Source organism: Pseudobacillus badius (assembly GCF_002189605.1).
GTDB classification, from domain to species: Bacteria; Bacillota; Bacilli; order Bacillales; family Domibacillaceae; genus Pseudobacillus; species Pseudobacillus badius.
The window spans coordinates 405,002-420,955 of sequence record NZ_MWMM01000003.1; the positions used below are offsets into that span (position 1 = coordinate 405,002).

Below are 15,954 nucleotides of genomic sequence, written 5' to 3' on the forward strand. Positions count from 1 at the left end.
GGGCTACTCTCGATATAGAGATAGCCCCCTTCTTCTATGATCTGTCAGCTGTCTTAATCGCACGCATAACTGGATTTTGGTCTTGAAGAAAACGATAAAAAAAGAAGGGCCAGCCTCCGATACTTTTGAAGTATCAGGGCTGGTCCTTCTGTTTAATCGTCGCTCAAAATGCCGATGACGCGAAGCAGATTGATAAACAAGTTGACAAAGTCTAAATACAGGTTCAGCGCCAAAAGCGGAACCATCTCGCTTGTAATAGTCATACGCTTCATTTGGTTAAAGTCGTACATCACATACATCGAAAACAGCACAGTGCCGATGATGGAATAAACCAGCATCGCCGCGGAAGAAAACGGCCAAAAGAAATTCATAATCGACAGTGTAATCAGCGCTAATAAGACGGTAAGCAGCAAGCCGCTTAAGAAAGACAAGTCTTTTTTCGTTTTTGTGCCGACAACCGCCATAGCAAAGAATACAACGAACGTGGAGGCTAAAGCCCCAAGAACGACTTGTGCGCCGGAAGTCATTAAATAGTAGGAAACAATCGGGTAAGTCGTCACGCCTGACAAGAAACTAAATGCATACAAGAACGTGTAGCCGACCGCTTTTCTTCTGCGCAGGAAGAATGCGCCTACCAGCAAGAGAATTTCCAGGATAGCTAGCGGCAAAAACAGCGCCGGCGGAACAACCGTACCCACGCTCATTCCAATCACCCCAACTCCGAGTGACAGCGCAAACGCCCGCAACACCGCATTCAGATGATTAGGGTTGGACGTTTCAGGTATTGTATAAGATGACATCTTCTACTCCTCCATTATTGATTTAGTAACCTATACGCACGGACGCGCAAAAGGTTTCAAAAAAGAAGCAGGAAAAAAGTTTATTTTCCCTGCCTATCGAGCCATTTTTACTGCAAGTTCAAATGATCTTTAAAGATGCTGGACACTCTGTCCCGCTCTTCATCCGGCACTAGATAATAATAAACGCCGTCGATCTTCTGGCCGGTTCCTTCTATTTGCTCTTGCTTCATGTTGTTTCTGGCACCGGCATAATGCTTTTGAATATCCATCATTTCATCAACCGATACATTCGTCTGCATATTTGATTTCAGCGCGCCCAGGATATCATTGTACTTCCACAGCGACTGCATGCTCGCTCCCTTATCAAGAATGCCTTCAATAACCTGGCGCTGGCGGGCTTGCCGCCCGAAGTCGCCTTTTGGATCCTCTTTACGCATTCTCGTATACTGGAGCGCTTCCTCTCCGTTTAAGTGAATGGTTCCTTGCTTGAAGCTCTCTCCGCCGTAAGAAAAGGCAAATGGATTATCCACTGTGACACCGCCAACAGCATCCACGAGGTCTTTAAACCCATCCATGTTCATTTCCACATAGTAATCTACCGGAATATCCAGAAACTCTTCCACGGTTTTCGCTGACATATCCACCCCGCCGAAAGCATAAGCATGGTTGATCTTGTCCTTTTTGTTTTTGCCGGCAATATTGACGCGCGTGTCCCTCGGGATGCTCAGCATTTCAACCGAGTTTTCCTTCCCGTTCACAGACATAAGAAGCATCGTATCCGAACGGCCTTTATCTCCTTCCCGTTCATCTACACCAAGAAGCAATACAGTAAACGCCTCTTTATTTTCCAATGATACTTCCTTCTCACGCTTATCGGACTTTTCGAGTGCTGATTTATTTACAATATTATCAAGCGCGTTATTAAATGAAGAATATAAACGAAAGGCGAAAATCGCTCCAATGACCAGTATGATCAGTAAGATGATACTTAAAAACTTTCTTTTTTTCCGCTTTTGTCTCGTCCTGCTTCTTTGCATTGTTTCCATTCTCCTTTTCAAAATCCCCACGTACAATGTACTACTTTATTAGATTATCATGTAATAGGTATTTAGCAAGAAAAAAGAAGGGAAATACTTAAAATTCCATCTAATTTGTTAGATAATTCTTTTTCTTCCCTCTTTTCACTTTACTTATTTTAGAACCCGTCGATATACATAGTAAAATGTTCATTTGGAGGAAAATTTTATGAGATCGAGAGAAGGAAAGCTCAGCACTAAGATCACCTTGCCTTTATTGGCGGCCATGCTGCTGATTCTGATCGTCACGACTATTATATTGTTCAAAAATACAAAAATGACAGTCGAGCAGACAATCTCTAACTTCAGCATCAACACAGCCAAAAACATTGCAGCCGGTTTGGATACCGACACGTTTGAACAATTCCTGAACAGCCCTTCGGAATCCGCAGAGTACTGGAAGCTGCGGGAACAGCTCGGAGACTACCAGACAAAGACAGGCGCCGCCTATGTATACATATTGAATGAGAAAAACAAAGAAATAACCATTCTTGTCGACGGTTCAGCCAAAGAGGCAGAGGATGCCGCCGAAATCGGCGCCCCGACCACCGGCACGTCATTTGCCGATGTGGAGCCCGCGATCAAAGGCGGATACTCATCGACCGGCATCGTGGATGATCCGGAGTATGGCAAATACTTGTCAGCTTTTGCCCCTATCAAAAACAAAAATAATGAGATCATCGGCCTATTGGGTGTCGACATCATGGCGGAGGATGTAGGCGCCATCCAAAACAACGTCATTTCCCAATCGCTTCCGGTCTATCTCGCTGTCCTGCTGTTCCTGATTGCCGGATCCAGCGTACTGTTATTCTTCTACACGAAAAAACGGCTGGCTCCGCTGTCCGTCATCTCAAAGACGGCGCGCGAAATCCAGGGTGGCGACCTGGAAAAAGCCGAACAGCTGATTGACAGCCTTGCCGTGAAAGGAAATGACGAAATCAAGCACGTCGCCGATTCTTTCCAAAGCATGACACATCGAATCAAAACCTTATTGGCCCACATTGCCGATATTTCCGACCACCTCGTTCAGACGTCTGATCAGCTGGCATCGGATGTGCATTCTGCCAAGGGGTCCAACCAGAACATTTTCGTGAAAATTGACCATATCGCTGACGGCAGCCGCACCAACCTGCAGCAATCCGAGGAGTCCGTTACCGCCATGGAGGAAATGGCGATCGGCATTCAGCGAATTGCCGATTCTTCTGCCAGCGTCTCAGAGTCTTCGAATGATGTGACAAGAACAGTGGAACAAAGTGATGAGGATATCTCGAAAGTCATTGCCGAAATTCAAGAAGTAGAGTCTTCCATTACCGAAACGGCCAACAAGCTAAGGAGCATGATCGGCCAGGTGGAGGAAATCAGTCAAATCACAAAGGTCATCACCGATATCTCCAACCAGACCAACCTGCTGGCTTTAAATGCCGCCATTGAAGCAACACGGGCTGGAGAGCACGGAAAAGGCTTCGCCGTCGTGGCAGAGGAGGTCAGAAAGCTTGCCGAAAAATCGAGGTTTTCGGCGGAAGAAATTTCCCGCTTGATTACTGGCTTCACGGCCATTACCCGCACAGTCATCGTGGAAATGAATGAAAGCACAACTAAAGCCCATAAAGGCACAGAGGCGGTCGAGCACACTGGAAAAGTATTTAACGGCATCCTCGACTCGGTCCAAAAGGTCAATGAAGAAATCCAAGAAGTGTCCGCTGTCACGGAGCAGCTCAGCGCCGGGTCGGAAGAAATCTTCGCCTCCCTGGAGCAATTCTCCCAGATTACGAAACAAACGGCCAACGATACCATTGATGTAGCCGATGCTTCCAAAGAAGAATTGGCGCAAATGGACAAAATTGAAGAAACAACAAAATTACTGAAGCAATTCGCCGAGCAGCTGGAGCAATCCATCGCGGTTTTTAAATAGAAGAAAGAAGGCTCTGCAAAGGGAAGAAGCTTTGCAGAGCCGTTTACATAAACAAACGATCGTAAAAATAAAATTATTTATAGTGGAAGAAAGGACGCCTTTTATTGAACATTCGAAGAGGAAAATGCGTGCAATCAGTTGTCAAGGTTCTATTTAGTATTTTCTAAGGAATTGGCACCTGCTCTACCGCAAGCTGTTTCATGCCTACCTTTTTGCAGCGAGCAAAACATAACTACTCGTATCAAGATAACAACGGCAGTTATTAAAACTACCGTTTTTCAGTGTTTCCTTTTGGTTTTCTTGCAAATAAAAGGATGCTTAAAACCATAAGGGCGACCAAGCCCGTTGAAGCAGAAAGCATTGCTCCAAAATGATTACTTAAATAAATAAAAGTGAATACTGGAATAGCTAGTAACAAAAACATTTTTAATAACAACATATTTTTGTTCAATATCATCCCTCCTATTAAAGTTTAACACAATAATAGGAAGAATTTAAATTCATTAACAATAACCAAGGTTTTTACAAGTTGTTCCACAAATCAATTTATTATCTAAAACACATTTTACATACCATAAAGCACCGCAGATAAGAACACATGCTGGACCAGCAATTACTGCACAAACCACTCCACAAGCAGCCGCTCCAGTTAGAGAACATGACATTCCTTGAAGGTGATTACAAATTGACTTACATGTAGAACACTTACTCATAATCTGAACATTAGAATCTGAATTTAGATCTTCTGCAACAATATGATCCATGTAGTAGCCATTTTTAAGCGGCAATGATAGGACATGTTCCTTAATAATATACTGATCAGGTAATTTAGCAGCAGACTCAGCAGACCAGCGAATCTCCGTGCTTGTTTCACTAAAGGTAGATACGCTGACGAGATACACTTCTTCTTCATAGAGTACGTAAGAAAAAGTTTCCCCGCCCTGATTAACTATCCCTTGAATTAATTCAAAATTGTTTTTTCGAACATAGGTAACTGTGAGATTATCATCAAAATATACCTGTACAAAAATTGAATCCGTCTGGTCTAAAGGCTTATATCCCATTGCTGCAGAATGCTGCAGGTTTTCTAATTGATGTTTATCAGATATTGTATCTACAAAAGTTTTAAATTCAGTTTTTTTCTGAAGTTCTTCAACAATTGTATTCAATTCTACCTCCGAAAGCTGTTCTAAGTAATCATAAATTTCATTCGACATGATCATTCCTCCCAATTGTTTTAATGGAGGCAGCACCCAGATTCGAACCGGGGATCAAGGTTTTGCAGACCTTTGCCTTAGCACTTGGCTATACTGCCAATGAGCTAAACATCAGTATTTATTTTTTAATTAGCAGTTCTTCAAGCTTCCTTTGATTAAAGCCGGCAACTTTAATTTCGTCCCCGTTAGTTTGAATAATAACTAAGGGAAGGCCCGTCCCATTTAATTCATGAAATTCCTTCTCATATTCTGGGTTTTGAATGATATTTCTCTCTTCATATTGAATGAGATGTGAGGCCATCCATTTCTTAAGGTTGATGCAAAAATGACAATTAAACATGGTATATACTACAATTCTTGTTTCCATCATCTCTTCTCCCTCCTTATAATTAGTAAAGAAGGGGAGCTTCTTATTTTTACAACCTCTTTTTAAATTTTTTATACTTTGATGCGGCTATGAAAAGATAAAGTTCTATCCGTTATGCTGTAATTAATTGTGGCAAAGCTTTCTAATAGAAATGTAGGCTGACGGGGATGATGGTTCATGATTTTTGCAGCAATAAAAACACCTCCTTCAGTTTGATACACGGATCATACGAGGAGGTGCCATATATAGGGATGCATTGTTTGACTGGAGGACTACTATGAAAAAGGCGATACACTACTTCACGAACAGCCCTCGGTAAAACATGGAACTTATTCATTATCGCTCAAAATACCGAGTGAAGAAGATAGGCTAAATCTTGGATTTGTATACTATAATGTCTATTGTGATTCTCCTATTGATAAGTGACCATGGCTGTTGCAACAAGGCTATCATACCCGTTTCTCCAAATAAAGTGGGCGACAAATGCAGCTAAAAGTGTAAAGTCGATTTCAGCAAAAACTATAAAATATATTCTGGCGGTTATACCTTTTTATAAGTAAATTCTTTTTTATATAAAAAATAAGCCCAAAAACAATGTTTTACTAGCTAAAAAACAAAATTCTCAAGAGTATAATTCTTTTTAACTATTAAAAAAGAACCAAAATGTTATAATAGAGAAGGTATTACTTAGGAGGAGGCTGTTTGAATGAAAAAAGTCGAAAACTACGAAATTTCACTGAACACGATGGCACTCATCGAAGAATATCATCTGGAGTATAACACGATCATTTACGACGTAAACGGGGTGTATTGCACGAAGCAGACCGTCCACTCTCTGCTTGAGGATGCCTGCATGAAGCGGCTATCGACGTATGAAGGCCGGCTGAAATCGGTGCGCAAACTGCTGAATTACTCCCGTAAGACACCTTTGCTGATCTGCCCCCAAACCCAGCTCTGCGCATTCCCGCTGACCTCACCGCAAAAGTACGGCTGCCCTTGGATCTTCGCCCATCACGTGCTGAGCCGCAGGAAAATAAAGAAAGATCAACTAGCCATTACCTTTCACAATGGGACTTCTTTGTCGTTCGACTGCTCACTCGGGGTATTCGAGAAACAGCTGGGCCGCACCGCCAACTGCCTGCACTATTACCAGCGCATGATGTCCCGCACGAAACAATTAGAAAACTAATTTTTTCATCCAGCCTACATACCGCACGATCCGTTTGCTTCTACAGAAAGAGAAAAAGAAAATTGAAAGCGTTTACAATTTGATTTTTCATTAGCAGGCAATGAAAGAGAGGAGCAGCCATCTTGCGGCTGCTCCTCTCTTCGCGCTTGACCGGGCGGCTAGCCTCCGCCCTTTCACTTCTTGCTGCTGCTCTCTTTTGATCCATTCCTTACCTCTGCATCTTGTTACGATTCCTCACAGTGCTGGCGACTTTCATCGCACACACCCATCAGTAATCGTTTTCCTCCGTTCCCCTGACTCTATTATATTACTCACGAGTAATATAGTAAAGCGCTTTTTCACCTTTTTCTTCTCGCCGACTGCATGGTACCCGCTCAGAAAGTATGATAGGATACCGCTATAACAACCTGAGAGAAAGAGTGAACCAACATGGCCAAACCCGGAAGAAAACCCGGCTCCGACGGAGAAAAAAGCAGAGCACGGCTGTTGGCCGCTGCTGCAGAGGAATTTGCATTAAACGGTTATCATGAAACGAAAATCAGTGCGATTGTCAAAAAAGCCGGCGTCAGCCAGCCGGCCTTTTACCTTTATTTCGAAAGCAAAGAAGCGATATTTCAGGAGCTGACGAACTCCTTTCGCGAGCAGCTGTTTGCACACGTCCAAGCAAGCCTGCTGGCGCCGGACATTCAGCACGCTTCTCTGGCCGATGCCATTGCCGCCGGAGTAGCGGGGATATTCAGCTTTTTCCATGAAAAACCGCAGCTCACCCATATCGGCCTCTGTCTCTCCCCGGAAGCTGAAGCAATCAAGGAAGAACTAGCAAAGCGCATTCAACTGAACTTGGAAAAAGAACAGCAAATGGGCTATTTTTCAGCCGATATCGATATGTCGATGGCAGCAGAAAGCCTGGTCGGCACGTTGGTGCACTTTGGCACCACCCTCCGTTTACAGAAAGAGCCGGCCGAACGGGCAAAAGAATTTGTCCAGCTCTTTCTGAATGGCTTAATGAACCGGGAAGGCTGAAGCTTGAGTGATATAACCAGACAAAACCCCATGGAGATCCCTCTCCGCGGGGTTTTGTCTGGTTGTTATCAAGGTCTTAAATCAGCCGTATCCCCTTTTCCATCCTCGCTTATTTTGTACCGGTGAGCAGTCAGCCGGCTTGTGACATCTCACTCACCATTCTGACCGCTTCTCTCCTGTGCTTGCGAACCGGAAGACGGCTTAGCGGGGTAGGCATAAATCACATAGCGGTCTGGCGCGGGGCCAATGTAACCGAACGGGTAGCAAGTGGAAAGCGTCAAGACTTCTTCTCCTTGCGGGGCAATTACGGTGGTGTCATCCGCTTCCACAATCTTCGCTTCCCGCATCTCATATTCAAAGGTGCCATATGGCATGTCGATGATAAAGCGGTCTCCTTTTTCTAACTGGCCAAAATCTCTAAAGACGGTGTCCCGATGGCCGGATAGAAGAATTTGTTCCTTATCGCCGGGAAATACAGTAGAAGAAAAGTGCCCTACGCCCTTTTTCAGCATTTCGTCTGCTGTTCCTTCAACAATCGGCAGGACCCCTTCGATTTTCGGAATCCGCAGCACACCGATTTCTTCATTTTCCTTCGGAGCGAATTGTGCCCTTGCATCCACTGGATGTTCCTCGTCCGCCACAAGCTGCTCGGCTTTTTGTAAAGAATCTTTTGCGCTGGCGCTATGTTGATAGAATTGGAACAGGGACACAGCGGTGAACACGAGACCGGTTAGAATCAAAAGAAGGCTGACAAAGTTTCTCATAAGGCAACTCCTGACCAATGGCAGTACCAGTCTTTCACCTGCTGCCGCGGTTCCTGATTAAATTGCTCCGCCAGCATGCACGTCAGCCTCTCGTATTGCAGTTCAACAGAGTGGCGATCCTGCAGCTTATCATATAGCTGCATCAGCATAAAGTAGCTATCTTCTGTATAAGGATGTATTTCTTGAGCTCGATTGTACAGAATAACAGCCTGCGGATACTCCCGCCTGCCCACTAAAAACTGGGCCACATGTGTAATATGGTTCAGCCAAAGAGACCGCAAGCGTTCCTTCTCCCCTTCTGACCAAAGGTAACCGCAATCCTCCAGGTAATTTCCTTCATACAGATCAATCAGCGCCTGATGTTCTTCCAACGTAGCCGGTGTAATCGGGGACAAGGAAGCGATTCCTTTCTCCCACTCCTCCACATCCAGCTTCACTTCATTCAAATCAAGAACATAATGGTTATCGTGACTGGCAATATTTATATGAATCCCCAGTGATTTAAGCATCTTCCGGATTTGATAAATGGTTGTATATAATTGGGTAAATCCTTTGGACTCGTCCGTTTCCGGCCAAAACAAATCTAGAATAATATCTTTGCGAACAGGCTTTTGGCGGTGATGAAGGAGAAAAGCAAATAATTCCTTCGCTTTCGATGTTCTCCATCGAACATCCACTGTCTGAAACTGATCGAGACCGGGCTGTTTAAACTGCAAAGACTGGAAGCAGCACACCATAGGAGCGGATGAAACTGGCTGTTGTTCTGCCGTATCTAACTGAAAACGGCGAACGGTTTCAGCTAAACGCTCCCGCTTCACTGGCTTTAAAAGATAGTCCACCGCATGTAATTCAAAGGCTTTCACCGCATATTCACTATAAGCCGTCACAAACACAATATTTATTTGCGGCCATAAACGGACCACTTTTTCGGCCAATTCGATTCCGCTTAATTCCGGCATCTCCACATCAAGAAAAACGACATCCGGCTGATTCTGTTCGACCCACTGGAGGGCATGATGGGGATTGCTGTATGTACCAATGACGTCGATTCCCTTGATTTCTTGCAGTAGCTTTTCAAGATGAGCCAGAATTAGCGGTTCATCATCGACTAACACTGCTCTCATATCGTCTCCCCCTTTTCCTTATAGTACAATCTTCCTCGTTTATAATATAGTTAACATTTCTTCTTTAACTTGTAAAACATAAAAATGCATCGTCTGAACAAAAGGGCTGCCCTTCCAAGTATTGATGCATACTTTTTGGACAACCCTATTGTCGGTCTTAAGTTATTTTTTTCTTCTGCGCATGAACACACCAGCAGCAATAGCTGCAAACCCTATGAGTCCATAATTGAACATGGCTGTGGCTGTGCTTGGCAATGTTTTTCCATTCCCTTGACTGCCGCCTGCAACTGGCTGGGTTCCTCCGCCTGAGTTGACCGATGTAACTGGTGTTCCTTGGCCGCCCCATGTTCCCGGACTGACCGGTGTAACCGGTGTTCCTTGGCCGCCCCATGTTCCTGGGCTGCCTGGTCTTCCTGGACTGCCTGGTTCTCCTGGCTCTCCTGGTTCTCCCGGTTTACCCGGCTCTCCTGGTTCTCCTGGTTTACCCGGTTCTCCTGGCTCTCCTGGCTCTCCTGGCTCTCCCGGTTTACCCGGTTCTCCTGGCTCTCCAGGTTCTCCCGGTTTACCCGGCTCTCCTGGCTCTCCTGGTTTACCCGGTTCTCCCGGGCTGCCTGGATCTGTTGGTTTCTTTTTATTTTCTGCTACTATATCAATCTTTTCTTTCTGGCTGAATTCTATCTTAAATGGCAACGGTTTATCATCTAGCTGATAGCCTTGCGGCGCTTTCCTTTCAACAAACTGATAGTTGCCCGGTTTTAAATGGTCAACCGTCAGCTTGCCATCTGCGTTGGTGGTTAAGCCTGTCCGCAAAGGAGTTCCTTGGTCGTTCTGCAGGTCAAACTCGGCTCCTTGCAGTGTTACTTTATGATTGTCTTTATCGACTTTTGTCAGTTCAACAGAGCCAGTTATTAATTCATTGGCCACTTGGACCTTCAAGGTGACTTTCTGCCCTTTTTCAATCGTAAACTTGATTGGCGTCTTGTCGAGCTGATAATGCTCAGGTGCCTTCGTCTCGACAAACTGATAGTCGCCAGGCTTTAACTGCTTGACAATCAGCTTGCCGTCCGAATTAGTAGTTAATCCCTGCTGCAAGGTATTGCCTGCTGCATCCTGCAGTTCAAACTCAGCTCCTTGCAATGTCACTTGATTGTTGTCTTTATCCACCTTGATCAATTCGACGGACCCTGGAGTCAATGCATTCTCCATCTGCTTCACGATTGCTTCTACCTGGCCTTTTACAATCGTGAATTTGATCGGCGTTTCGTCCAGGTCATACCCGAACGGCGCCTTCGTTTCAACCAATTGATAATCGCCAGGCTTTAAGCCATTCACAACCAGTTTTCCCTCTTTATTCGTCGTGAGCTCTTCCCGCAACGTATTCCCTTGCGAATCCTGCAGTTTAAATACAGCCCCTTCAAGTGTTAACTGATGGTTGTCTTTGTCTACTTTGATCAACTCGACCGATCCTGTCGACAGTTCGTTCTCTGCTGTCACAGCAATGGCTGCCGTTTGCCCTTTTTCAATTGTAAAAGCAACGGGCGCAGTGACTAGCGAGTAGCCAAACGGCGCTTTCGTTTCAACCAATTGATAGTTGCCCGGCCGCAAGTTGTCTATGCGAATCTTGCCTTGTTCATCAGTTGTCAGCTGTTCCTGCAAGACGTTTCCTGCTGTATCCTGAAGCTTGAATACCGCTCCGGCAAGCGGGGCTCCTTGATGATCTTTGTCAACCTTCGTCAACTCCACTGAACCCGGAATCAGTTCATTTTCAGCTGTCACTTCCACAGCCTTCACGTCTGCTTCTGTCTTGCTTCGTTCAATAATAAATTCGATTTCTTTTGTATTTAACTGATAATGCTCGGGTGCTTTCGTTTCAATAAATTTATATGTTCCCGGCTTCAATTGATCCACCGCAATCTCGCCGGCTGCATCAGTTGTTAACTGGTCTTTGATGACATCGCCTTGTTCATTGACCAGCTTAAATTCTGCACCGGCCAATGTTAAGGAAGGCTCATCTTTATCCACCTTGCTCAGCACGACTTTTCCGGTAATCAGCCGGTTTTCCGCCCGCACTTTCACCGTGGCGGTTTCGCCTTTTTTAATTTCAAATGAAAGCGGCGTTTCATCTAGTTGGAACTCATCAGGTGCTTTCGTTTCCACAAACTGATACTGTCCCGGTTCAAGATTGGTTACAGTGATCTTTCCGTCTTTATCAGTGACCAGAAGCGGCGCGACAACTGAGCCATCTGCCTGAAGCAGCTTAAACTCTGCGTTCGCTAATGCTTCACTCGGATCGTCCCCATTTACCTTCATGAGCTCCGCCGAGCCTAATTTCAAGTTTTCCGCGGTAACTTTGACGACTTCTGTTTGTTTATCGGCAAGCGTAAACGGAAGCGGGCTGTCAGACTTTTGGTAGCCTGCCGGCGCCGTTAATTCGATAAATTGATAATCGCCAGGCGTTAATCCGTCTTTGAAAATTAATCCCTGCTCATCAGTTGTCAGTTCTTCAATGGTCTGATATTTGTCGTTTTCTTTTTTCTGAAGCGCAAACTTGGCCCCAGCTAATACAGCCCCTGTTTCTTTATCTATCTTCCTTAATTGAACGGCGTGAATGATTTTCTTATTCTCGATCGTTACTTTGGAAAGATCCGCCTCCACCTGCACGACTTGTCCGTTCGGAATGGTCGTCACGTATCCTTGTGGAACACCGGTTTCTTTCAAAATATAGTCGCCATACAGCAAGTTTTTAAAGACGATTTTGCCATCTTCGCCTGTCGTGTATGTGCGGATCGCTTGTTTTCCTTCTTTGTCATAAAGGGTAAACTCTGCACCGGCTAACAGCTTTTGATCCCCGGCATCCACTTTAGTGACTTCCAGGCTGCCTACTTTTCCGTCGATGCCGCCGCCGACACCAGCCAATTCTATTGCCTGCTTAATTGAATTATTCGTGTCCAGGCCTTTTGTTTCATCTCCAGTAAACTTTACATCGTTGCTGATACTTCCGTCGCCTTTATACAAGATGTACGTGTCATATTCGAGAATGTATCCCCGATCGATCTTTTCTTTAGTAAAGGTGAGGGTGAACGTCTCCTGTCCTTCCTCGTTTTCAGCAAACTTCAGTGTATAGTCCTTTCCTTCGGTTAACAGTTGACCTTTTGTCAGTCCCGTTCGAGATGCGTCTGTTTCATACAGCTTGATCGAGTCTTTAATCAATGACTGATTTTTACTCGGCGTGTCAGAAATCGATACGTTCGAGACGGTGGATTGAGCAAAGTTAATCGCGACATTCCAATTGACAATGCGCGGGTTGTCTTCATTTTGTCCGGCGCTTTTGTTTGTGTATTCCCCGCCGTGTTTAGGCGAAACGGCAGCTGTTAAAGGGATGTCCTCTTGGTTGCTGCTCTTCACCACAGCGGTATTATTATATTTTTTTGCAATTAACTTGTCGTTCAGGTCGGTGGCGTACGTAATTAAATAAGGAGTGTTAATGTCGCCAAGCTTCACTCTGAAGCCTCGTTCCCCATTAGGGCCTGTCATCGGTTCCACTGTATAACTGTCCGGCGCCAGCGCTTCTCCCTGCTCGTAGCCGTCTGCTCCTCCGGTCAGCTTCATGTGGTAGACCTTGACAGAATTGATGTCAAAATTCTGCTCGCCTTCAATAATATCCTCGACTTGGGCATCCTTAAGTGTGGCTTTGTTGTAATTGACGCCGATTTTCCAGTCGATGGTTTTTGTTTTCAGATTGTAGGAGCCGCCTTTGAATCCATTGGCTTTTGTGTAGCGGTCTGGCTCAAATGTGGCGGTTCCTTCTTTTGTTTTCTCTTCCTCTGTTCCGTCCGGCTTCCAATTGATCACCGCTTGATTGCGGAAGTTGCCATCTTGAGCCGGCTCGGTTTGGTCAAAATTAATCGCTGTCGTATAAGCAATATGCACTTCTTTCGTAACCGGCTGCTTGAAGGTAAACGTTAACTTCCGGGTTCCTTCATCAAACGCCTTCGTATAATCCGCACCTTCTGTCAAGCTGACTCCGCCATGGGTCACTTGAATATCCTGCGGGGTAAATCCTTTCGGCAAAGTGTCCACAACCGTGAGGTCTCTCATTATGTGCTCGTCGCTGTTGATGACGAGTCCCCAGCCCGTTGTTTTCTCATCATAATTAGCGTTCTCATTATGGTACTTATAAAAGACGCCTTGGTTCATCCATTGCGAACCTTTTGTTTCGTTGTTCGATTCATCCGTAATCTTATTTTCAACTAGGGTATCTTTCTCCACCCGGTTTTTCGCTTTTGTTTCATACGTAATTTTATAAGCTTTGCTGATGTCTTGATTAAACTGGAATTCGAAGCCGGTGCTAGCTGGAGTGACCGTGTAATGGCTGAACGGTGCAGAGGCTTTTTCTTCCCCAGTGTCCGGGTCGATCTCCACCTCTACTACTTCAAAGCTGTCTTCGATCAGTTCCTGGTTGTCGCCAAAGACATCTGTCAGCTTTGCTTTGTCTTCGACAATTGGTTTTTCGTTGTAATTATATTTGACTTCCCACTTAATCGTTTGTGTTTTTGGATCGTAGTCAGTTGCCGTTTTTTCAAGGGGCTGGCCGCGTTTAACGCCGACAGAAGCCTCCGCCTCCAGCGGGTCTTTGCCTGGCTCTTTCAAGGCCGCCGTATTTGTGTAAGTGGTGCCGGCATCCCCTTCCGCAATCTCCGTTTCATAAACGATGCGGTAAGCCGAGTCAATGTTTCCTAGCTGCAGCGGGAAGGCCGAACCAAATGTAGCAGGGTTAATTTCTTGTGTCCCGCTCTCATCTATTTCTCCATTGGCCTGCATCTGCAGCCGGTAGACTTTTAGCGATCCTTTTTTAAATTGGTGGCCGTCGCTGAGATGATCTTCGAGCGTCGCATCGGTCAGTTTTTGCAAATTCTTATTAAAATCGACCGTCCAAGTGATCGTTTCTGTATTGTAGGCTTTATTCGGCACGCCCCGTTTGTCAATTGCCGTCGCATCCGGGATAAACTTCACCGGAAACTCAATAGATGCTCCGCCGGACACAGGGAATGTAATTTCTTCTCCTTCTGCCGGACCTGCATAGTGTTGATCAAAGGCGGACCATAACTCAATATATCCGCTAATATCAGAATTGGTTTCAATGTTTTCATTGAAGGTCATCACAATTTGACCGTTTTTGTTGACGATAAAGCTGCCAAACGCTGTGCCATCGGGGCCTGTCAGTGGGGTGGCCTCCGGATTTGGCAAGACCTTAAACATCTTAGGCACATCGATCGTATAAGTTGAACCCGCTCCGTAGCCATGGCCGTTTGGCAGGGCAAACAAATATTTGATCGCGACTTGAAACTGATCATACGGATTGGTTACTTCAATTTCCTGGCCGGGCTCCAGCTTTTCCTCTGTCCCGTCTTCTGTCCGGTGATACAGCTCTACATTCGTGATGATGTTTTCAGTAATCACTTCTGCTGCGCGCGCCGCCCGTGTGGCTTTAGCGCCTGTTTCTTCAGCTGGCGCTGTCTGTTCGCTGTCTTCCGCCGACAGGCCGGCTTCGCTTTCTGGCTCTTCTTCAGCCTTTGCCGGGTCATCTTCTAAGCCGCCTGCTGTTTCTTTATCGGCTTCCACGGCCGGCTCTTCTTCTGATGCCGGATCAGCTTCCGGTTCAAGCGCCACATCGATCACTTTCTCTGTTTCACCTAAAGAAAAAGCAATCGAAACCGTATCCTTTCCGGCGAGGTTTGCTTGGTTAAAGGCGGCAGCAAGCGTTAATTTTCCTTGAGACTCGGGATTTGCCTCTGCCGCTTCATTGAACGTGATCGTGACAGTGCCGTCCGTTGCTGCTTCGAACGTCCCCACATTGATATGATCAGCCGTCAGGAGTGAACCTTGCTGACCAGATGGGACCTCAAGTTCGGAAGGAAGAGTAAATGAATACGTGTCTCCGTTTTGCACTTCTCTCCCGCTGATCGACCAGTCATACATGACCTGGATGGCTTGTTCCGCGCTCGCGCGGTGCTGGGCATCCAGAGCCGTTCCGCTGCTGTCCGTTAACAGAACGTCTGTCAGTATGCTTGCGTTTACTCCTTCTGCCGCTGCTGTCACCGGCAGCCCGATTCCGCTTAGGATCGAGTGCAGGAATAAAACAAGTATAAAGGCCGCAGCACTTATTTTCTTTCTCATATTATCCTTCTCCCTTATATCTTCATTTGCTTTCGCTCATTTTGTTCCACACGCGCGATTGTCCTGCTGTTATCCAGCGAATTTCGACAATCGCGCTTCTAAGATAAACTGTTTAAATTTTACAACCCTCCTCTGAACAAATTCTGAACAAAATGAGCAAGAAAACGCTTGCTTTTTCACCCTTTCGTTTTAACCAGCAAATTTATGAAAAATGAGCCGTTAGTCCTTAAAAAAGCTGCTTTTTTATTTCCTGTTGCTTCATATAACTTGCTTTTTAAGTTTTTAGTTCTAATTAACCAAGTAAT

The 15,954-nt window shown here is 45.4% G+C and carries 11 protein-coding genes and 1 tRNA gene; 3 read left to right on the forward strand and 9 right to left on the reverse strand.

What is annotated here, in order from left to right; translation table 11 throughout:
* Positions 1-152 precede the first annotated feature (152 nt).
* On the reverse strand, positions 153-800 hold the full coding sequence (locus tag B1A98_RS08210) for a Bax inhibitor-1/YccA family protein (protein WP_063384559.1): 648 nt from the start codon (positions 798-800) through the stop codon (positions 153-155).
* A gap of 107 nt (positions 801-907) precedes the next feature.
* Positions 908-1,837: an LCP family glycopolymer transferase gene (locus B1A98_RS08215; protein ID WP_063384558.1), complete on the reverse strand. Its 930-nt coding sequence runs from the start codon at positions 1,835-1,837 to the stop codon at positions 908-910.
* A 208-nt stretch (positions 1,838-2,045) separates the two neighbouring features.
* On the opposite strand from B1A98_RS08215, the gene B1A98_RS08220 reads away from it, so the two are divergent.
* On the forward strand, positions 2,046-3,788 hold the full coding sequence (locus tag B1A98_RS08220; protein ID WP_063384557.1) for a methyl-accepting chemotaxis protein: 1,743 nt from the start codon (positions 2,046-2,048) through the stop codon (positions 3,786-3,788).
* Between the two features lie 268 nt (positions 3,789-4,056).
* Here the strand turns inward: B1A98_RS08220 and B1A98_RS08225 are convergent, their stop codons facing one another.
* From B1A98_RS08225 to B1A98_RS08240, 4 genes are all read right to left on the reverse strand, one after another.
* Positions 4,057-4,239, reverse strand: coding sequence for a hypothetical protein (locus B1A98_RS08225; RefSeq protein ID WP_063384556.1), 183 nt, complete (start codon positions 4,237-4,239; stop codon positions 4,057-4,059).
* Positions 4,240-4,291: 52 nt separating this feature from the next.
* Positions 4,292-5,005 carry a hypothetical protein gene (locus tag B1A98_RS08230; RefSeq protein WP_063384555.1) on the reverse strand — a complete coding sequence of 238 codons (714 nt, stop codon included), beginning with the start codon at positions 5,003-5,005 and terminating at the stop codon, positions 4,292-4,294.
* Positions 5,006-5,029: 24 nt separating this feature from the next.
* Positions 5,030-5,103, reverse strand: a tRNA-Cys gene (locus B1A98_RS08235).
* A gap of 20 nt (positions 5,104-5,123) precedes the next feature.
* Positions 5,124-5,375, reverse strand: coding sequence for a glutaredoxin family protein (locus tag B1A98_RS08240; RefSeq protein WP_063384554.1), 252 nt, complete (start codon positions 5,373-5,375; stop codon positions 5,124-5,126).
* A 703-nt stretch (positions 5,376-6,078) separates the two neighbouring features.
* On the opposite strand from B1A98_RS08240, the gene B1A98_RS08245 reads away from it, so the two are divergent.
* Positions 6,079-6,561 carry a competence protein ComK gene (locus B1A98_RS08245; RefSeq protein ID WP_063384553.1) on the forward strand — a complete coding sequence of 161 codons (483 nt, stop codon included), beginning with the start codon at positions 6,079-6,081 and terminating at the stop codon, positions 6,559-6,561.
* A gap of 429 nt (positions 6,562-6,990) precedes the next feature.
* Complete coding sequence (locus B1A98_RS08250; protein ID WP_063384552.1) at positions 6,991-7,584, forward strand: TetR/AcrR family transcriptional regulator; 594 nt, start codon at positions 6,991-6,993, stop codon at positions 7,582-7,584.
* 149 nt (positions 7,585-7,733) lie between these two features.
* On the opposite strand, the gene B1A98_RS08255 is transcribed toward B1A98_RS08250, so the two are convergent.
* The 3 genes from B1A98_RS08255 to B1A98_RS08265 all read right to left on the reverse strand — a co-directional run bounded on the left by B1A98_RS08255 (position 7,734) and on the right by B1A98_RS08265 (position 15,649).
* The gene (locus tag B1A98_RS08255) at positions 7,734-8,348 is read right to left on the reverse strand and encodes a class D sortase (protein ID WP_063384551.1); all 615 of its coding nucleotides are present in this window, start codon (positions 8,346-8,348) and stop codon (positions 7,734-7,736) included.
* Positions 8,345-9,472 (reverse strand): response regulator, encoded by a 1,128-nt coding sequence (locus tag B1A98_RS08260; RefSeq protein ID WP_063384550.1) that lies wholly within the window; start codon positions 9,470-9,472, stop codon positions 8,345-8,347. The genes B1A98_RS08255 and B1A98_RS08260 overlap by 4 nt, the downstream gene beginning before the upstream one ends.
* A gap of 162 nt (positions 9,473-9,634) precedes the next feature.
* Complete coding sequence (locus B1A98_RS08265) at positions 9,635-15,649, reverse strand: SpaA isopeptide-forming pilin-related protein (protein ID WP_063384549.1); 6,015 nt, start codon at positions 15,647-15,649, stop codon at positions 9,635-9,637.
* Positions 15,650-15,954: the final 305 nt, after the last annotated feature.

Bases quoted from the DNA above. Each gene is read 5' to 3' on its own strand.
- B1A98_RS08210 (WP_063384559.1), bottom strand. From the start codon at position 800: ATGTCATCTTATACAATACCTGAAACGTCCAACCCTAATCATCTGAAT.
- B1A98_RS08215 (WP_063384558.1), bottom strand. From the start codon at position 1,837: ATGCAAAGAAGCAGGACGAGACAAAAGCGGAAAAAAAGAAAGTTTTTA.
- B1A98_RS08220 (WP_063384557.1), top strand. From the start codon at position 2,046: ATGAGATCGAGAGAAGGAAAGCTCAGCACTAAGATCACCTTGCCTTTA.
- B1A98_RS08230 (WP_063384555.1), bottom strand. From the start codon at position 5,005: ATGTCGAATGAAATTTATGATTACTTAGAACAGCTTTCGGAGGTAGAA.
- B1A98_RS08240 (WP_063384554.1), bottom strand. From the start codon at position 5,375: ATGATGGAAACAAGAATTGTAGTATATACCATGTTTAATTGTCATTTT.
- B1A98_RS08245 (WP_063384553.1), top strand. From the start codon at position 6,079: ATGAAAAAAGTCGAAAACTACGAAATTTCACTGAACACGATGGCACTC.
- B1A98_RS08250 (WP_063384552.1), top strand. From the start codon at position 6,991: ATGGCCAAACCCGGAAGAAAACCCGGCTCCGACGGAGAAAAAAGCAGA.
- B1A98_RS08255 (WP_063384551.1), bottom strand. From the start codon at position 8,348: ATGAGAAACTTTGTCAGCCTTCTTTTGATTCTAACCGGTCTCGTGTTC.
- B1A98_RS08260 (WP_063384550.1), bottom strand. From the start codon at position 9,472: ATGAGAGCAGTGTTAGTCGATGATGAACCGCTAATTCTGGCTCATCTT.
- B1A98_RS08265 (WP_063384549.1), bottom strand. From the start codon at position 15,649: ATGAGAAAGAAAATAAGTGCTGCGGCCTTTATACTTGTTTTATTCCTG.